19 protein-coding genes and 1 pseudogene are annotated in these 19,096 nt (G+C 58.9%); 3 read left to right on the forward strand and 17 right to left on the reverse strand.

Going from position 1 to position 19,096, the window contains the following annotated elements:
• Nucleotides 1-8: 8 nt before the first annotated feature.
• Both ATY80_RS28200 and ATY80_RS28205 read right to left on the reverse strand, forming a co-directional pair.
• Nucleotides 9-1,076 carry an efflux RND transporter periplasmic adaptor subunit gene (locus ATY80_RS28200; protein ID WP_088695564.1) on the reverse strand — a complete coding sequence of 356 codons (1,068 nt, stop codon included), beginning with the start codon at nt 1,074-1,076 and terminating at the stop codon, nt 9-11.
• Entirely contained in the window at nt 1,073-2,149 is a 1,077-nt protein-coding gene (locus tag ATY80_RS28205) for an efflux RND transporter periplasmic adaptor subunit (RefSeq protein ID WP_088695565.1), read from the reverse strand. Before ATY80_RS28205 ends, ATY80_RS28200 begins: the two co-directional genes overlap by 4 nt.
• A 105-nt stretch (nt 2,150-2,254) precedes the next feature.
• Between ATY80_RS28205 and ATY80_RS28210 the strand changes: the two genes are divergently transcribed.
• A complete protein-coding gene (locus tag ATY80_RS28210) occupies nt 2,255-2,872 on the forward strand; it encodes a TetR/AcrR family transcriptional regulator (protein ID WP_088695566.1) in 618 nt (205 codons plus the stop codon).
• A 503-nt stretch (nt 2,873-3,375) separates the two neighbouring features.
• Here the strand turns inward: ATY80_RS28210 and ATY80_RS28215 are convergent.
• Nucleotides 3,376-4,239: a class I SAM-dependent methyltransferase gene (locus ATY80_RS28215; protein ID WP_088695567.1), complete on the reverse strand. Its 864-nt coding sequence runs from the start codon at nt 4,237-4,239 to the stop codon at nt 3,376-3,378.
• A 34-nt stretch (nt 4,240-4,273) separates the two neighbouring features.
• Nucleotides 4,274-4,924 carry a TetR/AcrR family transcriptional regulator gene (locus ATY80_RS28220; protein WP_088695568.1) on the reverse strand — a complete coding sequence of 217 codons (651 nt, stop codon included), beginning with the start codon at nt 4,922-4,924 and terminating at the stop codon, nt 4,274-4,276.
• 200 nt (nt 4,925-5,124) lie between these two features.
• On the opposite strand from ATY80_RS28220, the gene ATY80_RS28225 reads away from it, so the two are divergent.
• The gene (locus ATY80_RS28225) at nt 5,125-6,018 is read left to right on the forward strand and encodes an NAD(P)/FAD-dependent oxidoreductase (RefSeq protein WP_088695569.1); all 894 of its coding nucleotides are present in this window, start codon (nt 5,125-5,127) and stop codon (nt 6,016-6,018) included.
• Nucleotides 6,019-6,540: 522 nt separating this feature from the next.
• Nucleotides 6,541-6,702 (forward strand): annotated as a pseudogene (locus tag ATY80_RS29930) (Tn3 family transposase); the annotation flags it as partial.
• A 192-nt stretch (nt 6,703-6,894) separates the two neighbouring features.
• Here the strand turns inward: ATY80_RS29930 and ATY80_RS28235 are convergent.
• The 13 genes from ATY80_RS28235 to ATY80_RS28295 form a co-directional block, all read right to left on the reverse strand.
• Complete coding sequence (locus ATY80_RS28235) at nt 6,895-7,206, reverse strand: hypothetical protein (RefSeq protein WP_088695570.1); 312 nt, start codon at nt 7,204-7,206, stop codon at nt 6,895-6,897.
• A complete protein-coding gene (locus tag ATY80_RS28240; RefSeq protein WP_088695571.1) occupies nt 7,203-7,550 on the reverse strand; it encodes a PRC-barrel domain-containing protein in 348 nt (115 codons plus the stop codon). The genes ATY80_RS28235 and ATY80_RS28240 overlap by 4 nt, the downstream gene beginning before the upstream one ends.
• A gap of 1 nt (nt 7,551) precedes the next feature.
• Entirely contained in the window at nt 7,552-8,769 is a 1,218-nt protein-coding gene (locus ATY80_RS28245) for an Nramp family divalent metal transporter (protein WP_088695572.1), read from the reverse strand.
• Nucleotides 8,766-9,152, reverse strand: a complete 387-nt coding sequence (locus ATY80_RS28250) for a hypothetical protein (protein ID WP_088695573.1) — start codon at nt 9,150-9,152, stop codon at nt 8,766-8,768. Before ATY80_RS28250 ends, ATY80_RS28245 begins: the two co-directional genes overlap by 4 nt.
• On the reverse strand, nt 9,149-9,556 hold the full coding sequence (locus tag ATY80_RS29935; protein ID WP_245306949.1) for a hypothetical protein: 408 nt from the start codon (nt 9,554-9,556) through the stop codon (nt 9,149-9,151). The genes ATY80_RS28250 and ATY80_RS29935 overlap by 4 nt, the downstream gene beginning before the upstream one ends.
• Before the next feature lie 73 nt (nt 9,557-9,629).
• A complete protein-coding gene (locus ATY80_RS28260) occupies nt 9,630-10,403 on the reverse strand; it encodes a TIGR04290 family methyltransferase (protein WP_088695575.1) in 774 nt (257 codons plus the stop codon).
• Entirely contained in the window at nt 10,400-11,431 is a 1,032-nt protein-coding gene (locus tag ATY80_RS28265; protein WP_088695576.1) for a UDP-glucuronic acid decarboxylase family protein, read from the reverse strand. Before ATY80_RS28265 ends, ATY80_RS28260 begins: the two co-directional genes overlap by 4 nt.
• An 11-nt stretch (nt 11,432-11,442) precedes the next feature.
• Nucleotides 11,443-12,558: a glycosyltransferase gene (locus ATY80_RS28270; protein WP_088695577.1), complete on the reverse strand. Its 1,116-nt coding sequence runs from the start codon at nt 12,556-12,558 to the stop codon at nt 11,443-11,445.
• Nucleotides 12,555-13,643, reverse strand: coding sequence for a glycosyltransferase (locus tag ATY80_RS28275; protein WP_088695578.1), 1,089 nt, complete (start codon nt 13,641-13,643; stop codon nt 12,555-12,557). The genes ATY80_RS28270 and ATY80_RS28275 overlap by 4 nt, the downstream gene beginning before the upstream one ends.
• A complete protein-coding gene (locus ATY80_RS28280; protein WP_088695579.1) occupies nt 13,640-14,752 on the reverse strand; it encodes a glycosyltransferase in 1,113 nt (370 codons plus the stop codon). Before ATY80_RS28280 ends, ATY80_RS28275 begins: the two co-directional genes overlap by 4 nt.
• Nucleotides 14,749-15,864 carry a glycosyltransferase family 4 protein gene (locus ATY80_RS28285; RefSeq protein ID WP_088695580.1) on the reverse strand — a complete coding sequence of 372 codons (1,116 nt, stop codon included), beginning with the start codon at nt 15,862-15,864 and terminating at the stop codon, nt 14,749-14,751. Before ATY80_RS28285 ends, ATY80_RS28280 begins: the two co-directional genes overlap by 4 nt.
• Nucleotides 15,861-17,876, reverse strand: a complete 2,016-nt coding sequence (locus tag ATY80_RS28290; protein ID WP_088695581.1) for an NAD-dependent epimerase/dehydratase family protein — start codon at nt 17,874-17,876, stop codon at nt 15,861-15,863. The genes ATY80_RS28285 and ATY80_RS28290 overlap by 4 nt, the downstream gene beginning before the upstream one ends.
• Nucleotides 17,873-18,979: an NAD-dependent epimerase/dehydratase family protein gene (locus tag ATY80_RS28295; protein ID WP_088695582.1), complete on the reverse strand. Its 1,107-nt coding sequence runs from the start codon at nt 18,977-18,979 to the stop codon at nt 17,873-17,875. Before ATY80_RS28295 ends, ATY80_RS28290 begins: the two co-directional genes overlap by 4 nt.
• Nucleotides 18,980-19,096 lie beyond the last annotated feature (117 nt).

A 19,096-nucleotide genomic window follows, 5' to 3' on the forward strand; every position in this document is an offset into this window, starting at 1 on the left:
GTATTCCCCTAATCTACCCTGACGGCCTGGCCATCAACGAGCTTGTGAACGCCGGCGACGACGACGCGCTCGCCCGGCTTAACGCCCTCGGCCACCCGAACGACGTCCGCCCCGACGGTGTCTGCGTCGATCTTGATCGCGCGAACGGAAACCTTGGCGGCGCTAGCGTCGACCACCCAGACGTTCGCCTTTCCGTCCTTCATCAGCACGGATGAGGACGGGAGCAGAATCATCGGCTGATTAACGGCAGTTGCCGTTGCCGTTATGACTGAGCCCAGGCGAAACGCCGAAGGCGCGTCGATGAGCGTTATCTTCGTGCGCTGCGTGCGCGTTGCGGCCTCGGCTTGCGGTGCGATCTCTCTGATGATCCCACTTGCACGAATGGTTGGGTCCAACTGCAGTGCGATCGTAAAAGGTGAACCCACCTTGAGACCGTCGAAGCTTGCGACCGGTATGTCGATCACCGCTTCCCTCTGATCGGGGCGGGCAATGGTGGCAACGCTCTGGCCTGCAGCGACAACCTGGCCGACTTCCGCAGACGTTGCGGTCACGACGCCATCGAACTCTGCGCGAAGCTGCGTGTAGCCCAGTTGCTCCACGGCCTTGTCCAGATTGGCCTGCGCCTTGGCAACGGCGGCAATGGCACTTCTGCGTCCCAGTTCAGCCTCCTCATAGGCGGCCTCACTTCCCGACTTTGTTTCGGCGAGCGATCGCTGACGTTCTTCCGTAGATACTGCATTTGCGAGTTGCGCCTGCGCGTTGGAGAGTTCGGACTGGGCGCTTTTGACCGCAAGTTCCAGTGAAAGAGGATCGACAGCAGCAACAACATCGCCCTTTTTGACCAAGTCGCCGACGCTGACTTTGCGCGCGATTACCCGTCCCAGCACGCGAAATCCAAGTTGGGTTTCGATCTTGGCCGCAACCGTGCCCGGCAGGCTCAAAGACGAGGCGGCAGTCGATTTGGTGACGATTGAAAGGACTGGGCGGGGCGGCTCCTGGCGCGCTTCGTCCTGTTTCTGGCAGGATGAAAGCAGCAACCCAAGGAGCAACAGGAAAGATGCTGAACGCATGCTCATTTCGCAGTTCCTTTGTCGTAAGAGACGACCTCGCCTGGCCGCAAGAATTTTGCACCGTCGATCACGACGATGTCGCCTGGGGTCACACCTGCACGCACCGCAAAACGGCCGGTTTCGTAACTTGCGACATCGATTGGGCGCATGGACACACTTGAGGATGATGGATCGACGATCCACACGGCCGGCTGGCCGCTCTTCGAAGCCATTGCCGACCACGGCAATTCGACTGCGTCTTGCGCGACGGAGCGAAACGAACCGACGACCGGAGCGCCAAGCTGCATGTCTGCGGCACCCTCTAGACCCACCTTGACCCTGATTGTTCCGGTCGACGGCTCAATCGTCGGCGAGATTTCGCGCACGGCTGCCTCCGCCTTGTTAGACGATGCCGCAAGCAGGCCGACAGCAACTTTGCTATCGAGCTTGCGTCCGAGATAGAGGGATTCAAAGACGTTAAAGACCGCGTCACGAGGCCCGTCATGCGCCAGCGTAAATATCAGTTGCGCTGCCTGAGCGACCTGGCCGACCTCAGCGCTACGGGCAGTGATCACTCCGTTAGAATCGGCGCGCAGTTCCGTATAGGAAAGCGCGTCTTGCGCCGTGTCGAGCCCTGCCTGTGCGGATTTCACGCGTCCTTGAGCTGTCAACAGCTCCTCCTGCGCCTGATCGAGCGCAGCACGCGTGGTAACCTGCGTTCTGAAGAGATTTTGTTGACGATCGAATGCCAGCTTTGCCTGCGTCTGCTGGGCAAGGGCCGACTGCAGGGTGGCCCTGGCGACGTCAAGATCGGCCCGCTGCTCTTCGGCGTCCATGCGCGCAAGTACCTGACCCGCCTTGACGGACACCCCCACATCGACGAGGCGCTCGACGATACGTCCGCTGACCCTGAAGGAAAGGTCGCTTTCGACGCGCGCTCTGACCTCTCCCGTAATGGTGTTGGTTTCGACGACGGGCATAGCCTTGACGACGACAGTCTCCACCCGTTTCGGCTTCGCCTCACCCGCGGCCTGCTTCTCGCATGCGACAAGCGAAGCTGCGCTGACGCCCAGCCAGGCGGCAACAAGGATAGTTCTCATGAAATGACCTCTTGCATCTCTTCGGGAGACGACTAATATTGACTAACCCATTAGTCAATAGAAATTGTCTTGACGCCCGGTCATGAACAAAGCTCAAGGTGAGACATGCCCGATACGAAAAAAATGACGCGTGCGGAGCAGAAAGCCCGCCGCCCTGTTCAGATATTGGATGCGGCGTTTGAAGAGTTCGTTGAGCGCGGTTTTGTCGCGACGCGGGTAGAGGATATAGCCGCCAGAGTCGGCGTGACGAAAGGAACCATATATGTGTACTTCGAAACCAAGGAGCAGCTCTTCGAAGCAATGATCCGGCACATTTCTGTGCCCCTCGAAGATCTCTTAGCAAGCGCTATCAAGCTGCAAGGCAGTGCTACAGACCGGCTTCGGAAGCATATCGGGCTTATCTATGATCTCATGGTCAGGGACCGCAAATTGCGCGAGCTGATCAGGTTCGTCATCGCCGAAGGCTCGCGCTTCCCGCAGATCGTCGATCGATATCACGATGAGGTTATTGATCCTCTCGAGCGACAGATGCAGTCCGTCATCGACGACGGTATAAAACTCGGCGAGTTTCGCGCAGCGCCGGCTGCGTTCTCCGATGCAGTCGTGGGGCCAGCCATCGCCTTCCTGTTCTTCAAGCTTGTGTTCGATGAGCGGCGAACTATGGACAAAACCAGCTATATGGAAGCACATGTTGATCTTGTCCTTAACGGACTGCTCGTATGAGCCCGTGCGTTTGCGGCTCTTGATTTTCGCCGCCATGAAAAAGGCCTTGCCCGAGACCCGATTGCGTCAATGGCTCAGGCGGCCTTGCGGCATCTATGGGCTAGCCGCGAAAGCCGCTTTCTGAAAGGCGGTGAAGGTAAAACGGCAATGCGTCTTGCGAGGTGGCGCGGCACGGCCCTCATTCGCGCAGCCAAGGCGACAGGCATTCCGGCAATTTCCATCGCGCATTGAGTGTGGAGGCACTACCAGGATCGATGAACGGCGTGAGATCCTTGCGAGAGGCTCCGTGGGCATGACTGCACGAATACCCGCTAAGGGAAATTGCCTTGACTGGATTGAAGTGGTTAGCGCGGATTGGCCTGAATCGTTCGAGGGGCGGTCAATTTCGTTCCAGAGGTAGTCGCCGATGAGCTGGATATAAATCGATGGCAGCGGTGCGGCGTCGATCGCGTCACGGCCGACGCCGAGCCATCGAGACGGGGCGTCTGCCCCTGTTAATCCTGTCAGCTTGCCGGATTGCGCGCCGTGACGATCCAAGCCGCGCCGTCGATCATCACCGACCGCTCGCCGGGGCGGTCAGCGTACGCGGCACGAACCGCGGCCGAGGCGCGGGCGCGGATGTCGTCAGGCTGATCAGCGAGAGCGCGCGACAGCGGGCCGACCTCAAGTGTCATCTCTACCGCGTCGTCGATCGCCGCGTCTCGCGTCCCGCCCTCGCCGAACGGGCTGGAGGCATCGAATGGCGCGATAGCGACATCGGTGAAGCCAGCAGCCGTTAAAATACGCGCCACCCGCCTCTGGTCGCCGAACGAGAATGGGCCGGGCGCTTCGGGATCGGGCGGTGCCGTTGGCGGGAGGATGCCCTTGATCGCGCCCATCGGCAAGCGCACCCAGTCGTTTTCCGCCATGCCGCGCCAGCAGACGAAAGCGACCCGCGCGCCCGGCTTGAGCGCACGGCGCATATGCGCGAACGCCCTCGTCGGATCGTCAAAGAACATCACTCCGAAGCGCGAGAACAGGATGTCGAATGCGCCCTCCGGCAGCTCGGCGCTGCTGGCGTCGGCCACCTGGAAAAGGGCCGGCGTATCCTGCGGCGCTAGCGCGCGGGCTCTGCCGATCAGCGCTTCGGATATGTCCACGCCCAGCACATGGCCCCCCGCGCCGACGCGGGCGGCCAGATCCAGACTAGACGCCCCCGCGCCGCAGCCGACGTCCAGCACGCGCTCGCCCGTGGCGGGAGCGGCGGCTTCGATCGCAGCCTGGCCGAACACCGCCAGCATGGCGTCGAGCCGGGCCTGGTAAGCGACCCAGCGCTCCCCGCTTTGGCCATTCCAGTCGGCTACCTGATAAACATTTTTCTCTGCCATGCCATATCCTTGTTCTGATCCGTTCTTAACCAGGCTATCCGCCCGCGTGGTCGTTGCCACCATGCGCGGCGATGAACATGGCGACGGCCGCCCGGCAATAGGATTCGATTTCGTTGTCGTCCTCTGCTCTCGCCTCATCGAAGCGTGCGATCATCAGGAGATCGGATCCTTTGAAAAGGGCGGCGAACAAGCGGGCAGACTGGAGAGGATCAGGCACGTTTAGAAGCGCCTTGACGTGCAACTGCCGCAACAGGGCCTCGATTTGAGCGATGATATGGACGGGGCCGGCTTCGTAATGGAGCCTGCCCAACGACATTTGGCTCGTGACGTCGGCCGTCACCATGGCTTCGACACCGCGCACTTCCGGACGTAGCAGCGTGCGAAGCAGCGATGATCCCACTGCCATGAGCTGATCTTCCGCCGGACCGTCCACAGCTTCGAAAAGGGCCTGCGGTATTAGCTGCTGGCAGCGGGCCGAAAACGCTGCGCCGAAGAGCGCTTCCTTGTTCTCGAAGTGTCGATAGATGCTGAGCTTGGATATCTTCGCTCGCTGGGCGACCTTCTCCAATGTCGTCGCTTGAAAACCTAACTCCGCAAAGAGTTCGCCGGCGGCGTCGACAATCGTTTGGCCTAGCGCCTCATTGGCGGGCCGGCCGCGCCGTGCGCGGGCGTTTTCTTCGGGCACGATAATTAAGATCCTTGACAGTATCGTTATTGCCGAATTACGATACTACGGAGTTACATAAATTCCAAGCGTGGATTTCATCGTGTCCGCCATCTCAGGTTTTCATCGAATCTACAGCGATATCGAACGCGCGTCACTGGATGTCATTTCGCGCCACACCCAACCCAACCAACTCCATCCACAATACGGAGCCAATCAACATGGATGACGTCATAATCATCGGCGGCAGCTTTGCTGGCCTAGCCGCCGCCCTCCAGCTCGGCCGTGCTCGTCGCAAGGTCACCGTTCTCGATACCGGCCTGCCGCGCAATCGCTTCGCCCACCATTCGCATGGTCTGCTCGGCCACGATCACAAGCCACCGCTGGACATCCTGGCCGAGGCGCGGCAGCAACTGACGCGTTATCCCACGGTCAAGCTGGTCAATGCCCGGGCCGACAGCATCTCCGGCGCCATCGACAATTTCTCCGTCCTCACTGCCGATGGCGAAAGCCTTGGGGCGCGGCGCCTGATCCTGAGCTATGGCGTCGCCGACCAGATGCCTGCTGTCCCAGGCTTTGCTGAAAGCTGGGGCACGTCCATCGTGCCCTGCCCCTATTGTGATGGCTTTGAAGTCGCCGACCAGCATTGGGGCCTCGTCTGGTCCGGTCCGTTGTCGCACAATTATGTCAGGCTGTACCAGGATTGGACCGACACGTTGACGGTCTTTGCCGATGGTCACGACATTGCACCCGATATCCAGGCCGATCTGGCGCGCCGCAATATACCTGTCGTTGATGGCCGGATCGCCGAAATCGCCCATCACCGGGGCCATATCACTACCGTCAATCTCGAGAGCGGCCGCAATGCCGGGGTAGATATCCTGTTCGCGCATCCACGCAACAAGCCGTCCGCAAGCCTGCATGAAGCACTGGGCCTCGCCATGGTCGATACGCCCTTCGGCATCGCCCTCAAGGTCGATGAGCGTCGCGAAACCAGCATACCCGGCATCTACGCCGCCGGCGATCTTGCAAACCCAGCCATGGCCTCGGTCACCACGGCAATATCGCAGGGCGCAACGGCGGGTATCTCCGCCCAGCAGTCGATGCTGGTTTGAGAGCACAGATGCCCTTCTCCGGTTGCCGCGGGCTATCATATCCAGAAGGTTGCGCGCTACGGATGGACCGGGCGCTCTACCTCGCTATGACCTCCGGCCGCAATGTGGTGACGGAGGCACCTGCCGAGCGACGAAGCCAAGCCCCGCATCCTTCGTGCACTTAAGTCCCAGTCGGCGGGAATGATTTTGCTTCGAAGCAGCATCGATCACGCCAGTTTCAATGGGGCTCGCCAATCCTACAAACGGCAGTAACTTGGCGACTCTATGAGCAACCTCACGGTTACTACGCAGCTCTTGCCGTATGTGGCAAGAGCTGGTTTCATATGGTGCTCTGTTCTCACGGGACCAGACGAAAAACCTAAAACGTGAACTCGGTTCCCTCAAAATCTCTGTAAGGTTGGCTGGCGTCGTTCGGCTCAATTCGCTGCTTCATGCGGCAATTCATCGAGCCGGGTCGTATATCGCGGTGAGCGCCGGTCGATTTTTGTCTGCTTGCGCAGCCGCATCGCCGAGACCATGGCCTATCGGGCTTCCGGTCTTAACCTCGTCATCAGCGCCATCATGCCATGGAACACCGTCTATCTCAGCCGCGCTGTCGATTACGTCCGAGGCTGGGGTATCGTTATTCCGGACGAGTTGCTTTCCCAGGTCGCACCGCTCCCATGGGCCCATATCGCGCTCTCTGCAACGAAATTGACCAACCCTTCGAACGTTTCAGTCCGATCCGCGCGAACCGGTTCAATCCAAACGACATCCCCACGGAGCCCCTTGCAGCCTGCAACGGTTGACGGTGAACCGGCAAGATAAGCGGGCGCCTCGGCTTGCACGATGGATCGGCAATTTGACATCGAGGGATGGTTTGACCTGGCAATCCACTCAGTATTTGCCTTCGTATTTGTCAGAAACTGCGCGAAGTTTCAGGTGGTCGGGGTCTGTCAGATCCATGTCGTGCCATGGAACAATCTTCATCTTGACTTCTCGTCTTAGGCCCAAGGGGCCCAACAGCGCGCGCACGATCACCGACGCCCCGAGCCGTTCGACCAAACCGAGCGACCCGAGGTGATATTCCCTCACGACGACATCTGATCCCTGCACTTCCGCCTTGACGTCCTCAAGCCGGCCGATCGGTCGATCGTTTTGGTCATAGACCTGTTTTCCGAGAAGCAATTCGAGGTGGATTTCCGTCATGATCGTCCCCCGGGCATAAAGTGCAGAACGTGCCGCCTCAGCCACTCCTGATATCCTTCCACCGGTGTAGCCTTGTCATCGACGTCGACCTCCACATCAACGCCGACGTCTTCGACCTTCGACCACGATATGCGGTATGGTGGCGACGGGCTCAATCTCGAAACAAAAAAGCGGTACAGGCGTCGGCTCAAGCGGCGCAGGAGGGTTAGCGCTCCCATTTCGATAAAGGCGACCTTCGGAGGCCCTTCGCCGGCAATCGACAGGATCAGTCCGTCGACCTTACCTATGCGTGATCCGTTTCGATCGATCACCTGCTTGTCGAGAACGTCGCGAATAAGGTTCATATCACCCTCCGAAAATCTGCAAGGGTATGGTGACGATCGAAAGGATGAATGCCAGAGCGATAATGAGGACCACCGCCGTGTTTGCAATCCAGCCGTTGCCGTGTTTGCCCACGTAAATCGGATCGTTCATGAGAACGAGGAAGGGAACCGCGCCGAAGGGCAGGCTGAGCGCAGTGATTGCCATTGAAAATATCGTAATCGTTAGCGGATCTATCCCGGCAAGCATTGGTATTAGCGCAATGACAATCGAGGCGGTGTAAACAAGACTGAAGGCCGGATTGTCCTCAGGCTTTGCGTCCTCAGACCAGTTCCATCCGAAACCCTGAGCGACGATGTAGGCTTGGGCGAGGCTCACCTCGAGCGCCGCTCCGAAGCACGTTATGGCGAGAGAGCCGGCAAATAGGTAAAAGCCCCATTTGCCGAATGCGGGTATAAGGATCATGGCTATCTGCTCATAGCCTTCCACGTCCTCGATGCCGCTTCGTGGATAGATCATCGCCGCCAGAATCAGGATCGCTGCCGAAATGATCGCGCCGAAGGTCATGCCGAGCGTGGCGATTGCGCGGTTGGGACCAAAATAGGTCTTGTCCCATTCCTCCTCGATCGCTCCTGAAGAATAGAAGTAAAACAAATATGGCGAAATAACCGCGCCTAGAATGCTCGTGGCGATGAAGCCGTAATGCAGCGGGTCGTTGATTGACGACGTTGGCACGAATTGTGTTGCCACGTCAGACCAGGGCGTATCCATGAAGAACAGCGCCACGACGAAACAGATCGCCAGGAGTCCGAGGAGCGAAACGCCATTCTCGATGAGGCCGAACGTGCCCCGCCAGAGGAGAATCCAGACGCCAAAGGCAACCGGCAGCGCCCACCACTGAAAACTGATGCCGGTCACAAACTGTAGCGCCAGCGAAACCCCGCCGATTTCCGCGGTCAGAACCATCAGGTTGACCAGTGCGGCAATTGTAAGTGTCAGGAGAAAGACATTGGAGCCGAAGCGGTGACGGATGCCGTCCATGATCGTGTAGTGACTGGCGATCGCAAAGCGGCCTGACATTTCGACGAGGAAAATCGTGCATGTCGTACCCACGATGAACACCCAAAGCAAACCAAAGCCGTAAGCAGCTCCCGCCTGGCTCGCAGTTGCGATGTTCCCCGTTTCAAGAAAGCCACCGACGCTCGTGACAACCCCAAGGGCAATCTGCAACATCCTCTTCATTTGGATGCTCCTGATTGCGCCTTGAGGCTATCCTGCATTCGCCGCAAGTTTTCCAACTGCCTTGCAGCATCTTCGTTGCGACCGCTTGCAACGTCTGCCGACGCGGCGGCGATGGCCTTGTTCAGATCGTCGATTTCTACGCTCAAATCCCGCGGCGAGGTTTTCGTTAGCTGCCGTGCAAGACTGTCGATCTCTTTGCTGCATCGCTCGAGCGAAAGTCTGGCAAAGCCTTGCGGGACAAACAAAGTCTGCCTTGCCTCGAGGATCATCGCGGCCGTGGCGCTCCAGGATAGAATCGAGCGAAGCTTTCGATCGTTTTCTTGCCGTTCATCCGAACAGGACACCATGGCGACGAGCAACAACGCGAATACAACATGTTTCATGATCGCATTCCTGACGACAGCTGCATGTCTTTGGTTGACCAGGGTTTAGCTGGGATGGCGACACCGTCGTCCAAGTGGCCCTTGCGTTCGAGATCGCTTTCATAAAAGGGCGCTTGGCGCGCCAATACGGGGAACATGCCGGTCGGTGGTGAGTTCGTGATGCGGAGAAGATGATGATGTCCAACGATGGCCTTTGGCAAAATCCGGTTGTTGTCGAATTGCGCGGCCTTGGCCAGTATCGTGTCGTCGCCAGCAATGCCGAGGCAGTGGACTGTCTGTTGGAAGAATGGCCAGCAGATGAAGGCGAAGCTTACCAGGATGCCTTGACAATATGCCTGGCTGCCGCGGACGGGCGATCGAGCTGCGATATTGCCCGCGACGCATTTCTCGAGGCGGCGCTTCAAGCCTATATTTACGTCGACCCTTGTGGTCGCTACCAACTGGTCTCGTGATCGCAATACTTGCGTCTCCATCGGCTCATTTGCCGCTCGACCTTGCAATGGAAGGCGGCCTCTCTACAGCAGAATGAGGCTCACCGCGCGCAAGCAGATAGACCTCGGGCTCGGGATTTTCGAGAATGACGAAGCCTGAGCTGCGCACCATGGCTTCCGTTGCCGCCTTGTTCGGAATAAGCCAGTTGGTCGGATCGCCCGCATAGCGCTGCTCGACAAAACACAGTTTCGGATAATCGGGCCGCTCGAAGATCTTCCATTCCGAAAATGCGTAATCTTCGTCAGGCCAAAAGACCTCCTGAACCCCGCGCTGCATGCATTGGAACAGCATCAGGTCGCCAACCACGTGGTCGTGAAGCAGGTCCAGTGCAAGCAGTGGATGGCGTAGATGATAAAGTACGCCCATGAAAAGCACGATGTCGAATTTCTCATCGAATTCACCGACGTCGTAGACAGACATCTGACGAAATTCGATGTCAGCGCCGGCGTGGTAGGCAGCGAATTCGGCCTGGCGAAGATAGTGCGCGTCAGTATCGATGGCGATAACGCGCTCGGCGTGGCGCCGCTTCATCTCGAGAGCGTAAAACCCCGCATTGCAGCCGATATCGAGTACACTGAGGCCACTGAGATCTGCAGGTACGACATGTTTGAAGCGCTGCCATTTGAAGCTTGGATAGTCGCCCAGGAAATGGTCAGGGGCTGTTTGAATGCCGCCGATGCGCAGGTTGTGAAACCACGGACCGAGCTCTGCAATCTGATTGCGCAGATCATCTCGTTTACTGGCCTCGTGCGTTCTCATCGTGCTCCGTCCCCCAAGGTTCGAACGGACGATGGGCTGTGTCGTCGCCTTGTCGCACGCGCAAGCGGCTTTTGCGCGAGCGTCGCGTCGAACCATGCAATGGTATGTGCCAAACCTTCGACCAGGGGCACTTTCGGTTCCCAGCAAAGCAACTGCATTGCGCGCGAAATATCCGGACGCCGGCGTTGAGGGTCATCTTGTGGCAGCGGTTTGTAGACCACGATCGAGCGTGTCGGGATCATCGTCAGGATCATCTCGGCGAGTTCGCAAATCTTGAATTCGCCAGGGTTTCCCAGGTTGATCGGCAGGCCTGCATTCGGCTGGACGTTCATCAGACGGAACAGTCCGTCGATCAGGTCGGAAATATAGCAGAACGACCGCGTCTGCTCTCCTTTTCCATAGATCGTCAAGGGCTCGCCATTGAGAGCCTGCACGATGAGGTTGGAAATGATACGTCCATCATTCGGCTGCATGCGCGGACCGTAAGTATTAAAGATACGAACGACGCGAGCGTCGACCTGGCCTGCACGAAAACTGTCAAAGCAAAGCGCTTCTGCGGCCCGCTTGCCTTCATCGTAACAGGCGCGCGGGCCCGTACAATTGACATGACCCCAATAGTCTTCCCGTTGCGGGTGTTCTTGCGGATCGCCGTAGACTTCACTGGTCGACGCCTGCAGGAACGTGGCGCCGTGTTGCGCGGCAAGCTGCAAAAGATTGCCAGTTCCGGCTACGCTCGTCATCATCGTATGCACCGGATCTGCCTGATAAAGCGGGGGCGAGGCCGGACAGGCTAGATTGTAGATCTGGTCGACACGTTCACCGATCTTGATCTCATCGCAAATGTCGTGCCTGATGAAGACGAAATTCGGATGGTTTTGCAGTGGAAGAATGTTGCGCGGCGAACTCGTCAAGAAACTGTCGACGCAGATGACCCTGTTGCCTGCGGCAAGCAGGTGATCACAAAGATGGGAGCCGATGAAACCAGCGCCACCGGCTACGAGAATGCTTTTTTTCGTCCCATGCCGCATTCGACTAACTCCTACGCTGTTGTCCTGAAACCGGTTGAACGTCTTGGCCTATTGCGTTGGCGCGCGCTGCAAAGGCTCGCCGCAAGCTGGGTTGCCCGAGCGCGCCCCGTATGCTGATGCAGGACGATCCGACGGGCAGCTTGGGCGATCCGCCCTTGCGCCTCGAACGACACCTTCGTCAGCGCCGAGACGACGTCAGCAGGGTCGCAAGCGACGATGATCGCCTCCCTCAAGGGGAAGAAATCCCCCAGGCCATTCCAATAGTCGCTGATAATCGGCGTGCCGCAGGCCGCAGCTTCAAACAGACGCACGCTGGGTGACCAGCCTGCCGCGGCCATATCGGCGCGCGTGATGTTGAGCGTAAATCTCTGTCTGCTATAGAACGAGGGATGATCGCTCGGCGCAAGATGTTCGATGCGCTCGACATTGGCCGGCCAGTCGATGTGAGCCGGGTAATTCGGACCAGCCACGACGAAACGCATATCAGGCAAAAGCCGTGCCGGCTCAATCAGCAGTCGTTCCAGAGCCGGTTGGCGATCGATGCTATAGGTTCCGATATAGCCGAGGTCCCACGACCGGGGCTCGCCGGTATTCTGGTAGGCCTGCGCATCGACGCAACAGAAAAGCGGTTCCGCATGTGAGACGCCGTAGTGCTGTTCGAGCCTGTCTATCACTTCCCCGCCTGCGAAGGAAAAATAGATGTCGAACAGCGGCATCTGGCGCGCGGCGATATAGTCTTCGTCTCCTCGATCCAAGTTTGCGAGCGTCACCGGCGTATCGATATCGTAAAAGCACAACAGCTTGGGATCCTGCCTGGCAATGGCATCGATGATGCGGATGCCTTCGGGCACATACGAGCCGATGAGAACCGCATCGGCGGCATGAAGCCTGCCACTTGATCGCGCAAGCAGGTCATCGACGCCGTTATAAAGGGACAGTTCGCAAAAGCTCGGATCCGGCAAGTCGCGTTGCTTTGCATACCAGGAGACGTCACGTTCAAGAAAGAGCACCCGGTGCCCTTCTGCATGCATGCCCCGCAGCAGAGCACGGTAGGTCGTTGCATGCCCGTTTCCCCAGGAGGAGGACAGAGACAGGCCAAGAACAACGACATTGAGGGATTGCTTCACTGCGCTGCCTCCGAAGCGTGCGAACGGGACCGGATGAGCCGATCAACCTGAATGGCGCGATGTTGGTAGGTATGTTCCTTCATGATGCGCGCGCGGGCTTGGCTGCCGATCCTTGCCGCTCTGTCGCGCGTCAGTGCCGTCAGGATTTCGCGAACGTCGCGACCATCGCGGGCGACAAGGACTTCCTCGTCCGGTTTCAAGAAGAGATCGATACCCTGCCAATCGTCGGTAATCAGACATGCGCCGGCGCCGGTGGCCTCGAAGACGCGTGTTGCCGGCGAAAAGCCGTTTGACGCCATGCTGCTGCGGGAAATATTGAGAATTGCCCTCGGCGTCGCATTGAAGGCGTTGTGGTCCAGTGTCGAGACGTGTCCGAGGTAGGTCACGTTTGCCGCCATCGCCTTGTCCTGCCAGCCGGCACCGCCGAGCAGGAACCTGAATGCGGTTAAAGCCGCCGCGGGATCCAGAAAGAACTCCTCGACCCTTTCCTCGCGGTCAGGAAGCCTGTTGCCGAGAAAGCTCAGATCGGCGGCAAAGCGGCTGTCGGCGGCCACCGGATAGTGCGTCTCGGGATCGAGTGCATTATAAATCGGCATGCAATCGGGCGCGCCAAGCGCGCGATATGCGTCAACGACCGGTTGCCCACCGCCATAGGTCAGGACCATGTCTAAACCTGCAAGCGCTTGACGCAGCGGATGGCCAGGCTGCGTCTTGAGCTCGCCAAGCGTTGCGGGAGCGTCGACATCCCAGAATATTTTCAGCGCCCCAGGCTGGGCTGCTTTCATGACCTCCTGCAGCAGAAGGTCATCTTCAAAGCCGACACCGCTTGTCTTTACGACGATCTGCGCCTTGGAGGCTTCCGCCGCTACTGATTTCAGCGCCGCAGCCGTGCCGTCGTAAACCACGACCTGGCACCATTGCGGCGGCTGAATGTCGCGTCGCTCCTGCCGGCCATAGACATCGGGCTCGTAAAAGGTAATTTCATAACCCCTGGCCGACAGGGCTCGCAGCAGGCCGCGATAATAAGTGGCAGCGCCGTTCCAGTAGGATGAAAGCAGGCTCGATCCATAAAAGGCCATCCTCATTGGACCAACTCCCTTGCCGGCTGCGAGCCGCTTTGCGCAAGGATGGCAAGCAGTTCGTTCACACGGTGGCGGCAGGTATGGCGGGAGGCAATCGTTTCCAGTCCCGAGGCCGCAAGTTCGGCCGCCAGGGACCGATCGCAAAGGACATCCCTCAGAAGCCGTGCCATATCGTTGCCGTCCTTGGCGAAAAGAAAGTCCTTTCCAGGCTGGAACAATCCTTCGGCGTCACTCCACGGGGCCGATATCAAGGGAATGCCGCAGGCGAGCGCCTCGAAAACGCGAATGGTCGGTATGCCCGGCAATGCCTCGACATAGGGCCGGCGCGGAATGTGGACGGTGAGGCGATGCTGTGCGAAGGCATGGGGCACTCTGGCATTGGCGATTGATCCGCCATAGCTGATATTTGCCTTATCGAGTGCCGCCAGCGCCTGTGGTGGATAGCGAACCCCGCGCACTGTGGTTTTCAGTCCGAGCCGCCGACTGGGATCTATGAGGAATGAAGCGATTTCGCTGCTGCGCTCGTCGTCGCCCCAGTTGCCGATCCAGATCAGATCGCCTTTCTTTTCAACCTCGGGCAATGGCCTGAACAAGACGTCGTCGGCCGCTTCGTGCCAGGTAAAGACATTGCGCCCCCATCCTCCTTGCAGGTAGCGCTGCCGCAGGGTCTCGCCGAAAGCCAGGACGAGGTCATAATCCTCAAGATCGAGCCGAGCGATGTCCTCTTGCGCGGAGACTGCCCTGTGGTGGGTATCATGAAAGACAAGGGTGAATTTGCCACCTTGGCGTCTGGCTTTGCCCAGCCGCGCGATAAGGGCCGGATCGGTCCATTCATGGACGATAACGACATCTGCACCGGCAATCGCCCTGTCATGATCGAACTCTGGTCCGTAGGAGAGCGAACGCAGCTCCGGGAAGGTACTATGGAAAGCGTCCACAGCCTCGGCTCCCCTGTCGCGCAACAGGTTTTCCCGGCTCCAGGAATCGGCAGGTTCCAACGCGACAGCCTCCTCGCCCCGCCGGATCAGATCGCGCATCACCCCCCGCAGGAAATGAGCGTTACCGTGGTTCCAGTCCGACACGAGAGAGTGTGTATAAAAGACGAACTTCATGCGATTGCTCCCCCTGTTGCAAAATCGCCTGCGTCTGCCACCGCGCTTGAATAGACCTTCATCATGGCCCTTGACTGCCGATCGGTGGAGAAAATCCGCGCCCGCGCCTGTGCCTTGGCGCCAAATTCGGCGCGCATGGGCTTGTCGCCGGCAAACCGGTTGATGGCATTTGCAAATGCTCGGCAATCGCGCGGCTCACAAAACAGGGCAACGCCGTCCCAGAGCTCGCGATAGGTCTCGATATCGGCAAGGACCAGCGCGGCCCCGGCTAACGCGGCTTCGAGAACGGCAAGCCCGAACGGCTCATAAAGCGAGGGGGATGAGAAAATTCCGGCCTTCGCCATGAATTCCATCATCTGAGCATGCCCCAGCTCACCGAGGCCTGTTGCATGGTCAATGGCATAATACTGGCCGCTCGGTGCGCCAGTCGGACCTGCCATCAGGATAGGCCATCGAGCAAGAGCGGCCGCCCCATCGAGCACGATTGCATTCTTGCCCTCGTCCCACCACCGGCCGGCCGCGAGAACAAAGTCCTGCTTGGGCATTGAGCACGCCTCGAGATGGCTCGAATTGTAAACAACCTTAAGCTTGTCCAGACAACCGTAGCAGCGCAACAGCGCAGCGGCATGACTACGACTTGGCGCCACAACTGTTTGGGCGCGTTTAAAGCCCAAACGATTGCGGCGTTCTTGCCAGGCCCAGGCCGGAGGAACGTCGCTGCCGCGCACGGCTTCGAACCAAGTCACGACACAGGAATGAGAAACGACGACCACTGGCAAGGCGGTGGCAAGAGCGGCAGCTTGCGAGGGAAGATTGAGATGGAAAAGATCGATCGAATGGGCGAGCGCCAACTGCGCAAGCAGGCCGGAAACTGGCTCCAGCCGATCCTCGCAGTCAACTGTCCAGTCGAGCGGAGCCGCAAGCCAGAGGAGCGTTCCGATCTCATTGGCCTCGGCCGATTGCGCCTGCGAGGGAGGCGGGCCGAGACCGGCAAACATCGTCTCCACCCCGAACCCCCGCAGTCCCCGGGCAAGGTCCATGGCATAACGCCACACACCCCCGACCGCATCGACGGTCATGAGAATGCGATGCGGCCTTTCAGCCATCGTCATGCCGATGCCCTCCGTGCCTGGCGGGTGACCGGAACGCGGTTTTGCATCAGCCAATTACAAAGGTCGCGCACGCCGGCGTGCCAGTTCACTTTTGCCCTCCAGCCCACGGCTGAGTGAAGCGCGCGCGTATCGGACACGAAATAGAGCTGATCGCCGGCACGCCAGGGGCCCTGCGTCGTCTTGACGGGCCGCCCGACGAGCCGCTCGATGTCGCCAAGCATAAGCTCCAGGCTTACGGCATTTTCCGCCCCGCCACCCAGATTGAAGGCCTTGCCCTTCGTGCGGTCAATGGAGTCCATGACCGCCCGGTAGGCTGCGACAGCATCGCTGACATGCAGGATATCGCGCACCTGTTTGCCATTGCCGTAGATGGAGATCGCCTCGTCGCGCAACGCACATAGCAGAAAGTGAGCAACCCATCCCTGGTCTTCGGTACCGAACTGACGGGGTCCGTAAATGCAACTCATGCGCAAGCCGGAACTCGGAATGCGATATGATCTCGCATAATCCAGCACATATTGGTCCGCAGCGCCTTTCGAGCATCCATAGGGCGTGCAGAAGTCGAGCTTCTGTGTTTCGTCTAAACCCCATCGGCGGACAGTTTCGTCTATCGGCACATAGCGATCATCGAGTTCGGCAAGCTCGAGCTTGTCGAGGCCGCCATAGACCTTGTTGGTGCTGGCAAACACCACCGGCGCATTCCTGCCTGCCTTGCGGGTCGCTTCGAGCACGTTGATCGTGCCACGCGCGTTCGTTTCGAAATCATCGACCGGTTGAACAAGACTTGTCGTCACGGCCGTTTGAGCCGCGAGGTGGAAGACGGCCTTTGCATCCGAAAGGACGGGTTCAATGCTGTGCAAATCGCGAATATCGGCAATTGCCGGATGGACCCGATCGCCATGGCGTTCCACAAGCCAACAAAGGTTCTCGTCGACCCCTTCGCGGCTCAAATTGTCGAGAACAATGACGTCTTTGCCGTCGTCCAAATAACTGTCGGCAAGATTGCAGCCGATAAAGCCGCCTCCTCCGACAACGACGATCGGATCGCTTGCCTGGCGCAACGATGGCGCAGCAAGCTCAAGCAGTTTGTGCGCACCATCCAGTCCGCCAGCGCACAACAGTCGCGCGAGCAGCTTCTGGCGGTTATTGGCCGTGCTCAGGCCAAGATGATAGTCACGTGGATCGGACCACAGACCATCGCGCACAGGCATGTCGGGCGCCATGTCGCGCCAGCCATACCAATACATGCGGTCGGCTGGGGCATTCACAGCTGCCAAAAACCGCCCTACCTGTTCCACCTCATCGTTGCGCCATGTGGAATAGCCGGTTTCGGTGATCCAGATTTGCGCTTTGTCATTATAGTCCCCGAGGACACGCCGGGTCTGCGCAAGCCGTGCTTCCCAACCCTCCCAGGTGCCGGTCTCGCTTTCCCATGTTCCGGGAAAGCCATGCAGCCCCACGGCCGCAACAACATTGAGCACACCACGTTCGCCCATGAGTTTCAGCCAATGCGCATCGAACGGGTTCGGTCCTGCGAGCACCGGTTTCCAGCCGCGCCGACTGGCCCAATATGCAGCCCCGCCCACCATTTCGCAAAACAGCAGGAAATCATGGTCTGTGCGCCAGTCCCAATCGACCAGATTATTCGGCTCGTTCCAGAGTTCGACATGAGAGAAATAGCGCCCGTAACGGGTCAAGATGTGATCTATGAAATCGGCATAGTCCTTGAGTACCCGAGGCGCGCCCGAGGGGCGCCCGGTGCGCGAAAGTGATGGCGGCGTAAAATGAACACAAGGCAAAAGATCGATGCGCTTTGCCAATGTCGGCAACAGCCAATCGAACCATTCTGGTCCGCCAGGCATGACATACTCGGCCCAAGACAGATTGGTGCGCAAATATCGCGCCCCGGCCGCCAGCATATCCGTCAGTGCGGTTTCAGCACGCTCGTGCTCACCAAGGGCAAACCACTCGACAAAGCCAAAATGCCGTTCACCACGATCGGTCATTTTCATGACACCAGTCCCCGCTCCTCGAGTTGGTGCTGCATTTCGGCGCTTCGGTCGATCGCATTGACGCCGCGCACCCATTCGACGAATGCGCAAAGCGTGTTCTCAAGGCGGTGCTTGGGTTCGAAACCAAGCAATTCGCGGGCCTTTGAAATATCGGCAGAGCAATTGCGGATATCGCCAGATCGCACCTTGCCGGTGATCTTCGGCTTGATGCCCGACAGTCCCATGGCGTCGGCTAGCAAGGTTGCAACCTCGGCTATCGAATAGGCGCTGCCGCTACCGACGTTGATGACGTGGCCGGCTGCCTGCGGGCGTTCCAGTGCAAGTCGAAATGCGTGGGCAACATCCAGCACATGCACGAAATCGCGCCGTTGCCGGCCATCCTCGAAGATGGTTGGCGGCTGGCCGTTCGCCAGCCGGGCGGCAAAGTTCGCAAGCACGCCCGTATAGGGATTTGACAAGGCCTGGCCGGAGCCAAAGACGTTGAAGAGGCGCAGCGCCACTGCTTCCAAGCCATAAGCCTCGGCGAAGATGAGAACCTGTCGTTCCTGGGCGTATTTCGTCAATGCATAGATGGAGGCGAGATCGACCGGTTTTTCCTCGTCGGTCGGCACCGGCATCAGCGCTTCGCCGCAAGGGCCAATCGGATCGAACCGGCCCTCCTTTGCAAGCTTGCTGTTTCTGCGGACGTGGCCAAAGCGTTCGCCGGCATCAGAGACATACATGCCTTCGCCATAGACGCTCATGGACGAAGCAACGACGATCCGGCGAACCGGCATGCCGATCATCGCCTCGAGAAGGACGGCAGTTCCAAGATCATTGGTGCCGACGTAGCGCGCGATCTCGTACATCGACTGGCCGACGCCGACCGCGGCGGCGAGGTGAACGACGGCATCCACATCCTTCAGGGCGCGTCGAACCGCCGACATGTCCCTGATATCGGCGCGGATGAGTTCAAGCGAACCGAATGCGCTAAGGTCGCAACCGGCATGAACCTGATCGACCAGCGCATCGAGCATGCGCACCTGATGCCCATTTGCGAGAAGTTCCTCAGCGAGATGGCGGCCAATAAAGCCGCAGCCACCCGTAACAAGAATAAGCGCCATGACTCACCTGAAGCTGTGGATTTTTGAGTGTTTCGACGGCCCCCAACAATGAACCTCAAGGAATGTTCCTTGAGCTATGACATCTTTGTCTTCATTGACTTCATCTATGACTTAGCT

This window comes from Rhizobium sp. R711, assembly GCF_002211365.1.
GTDB lineage: Bacteria > Pseudomonadota > Alphaproteobacteria > Rhizobiales > Rhizobiaceae > Rhizobium.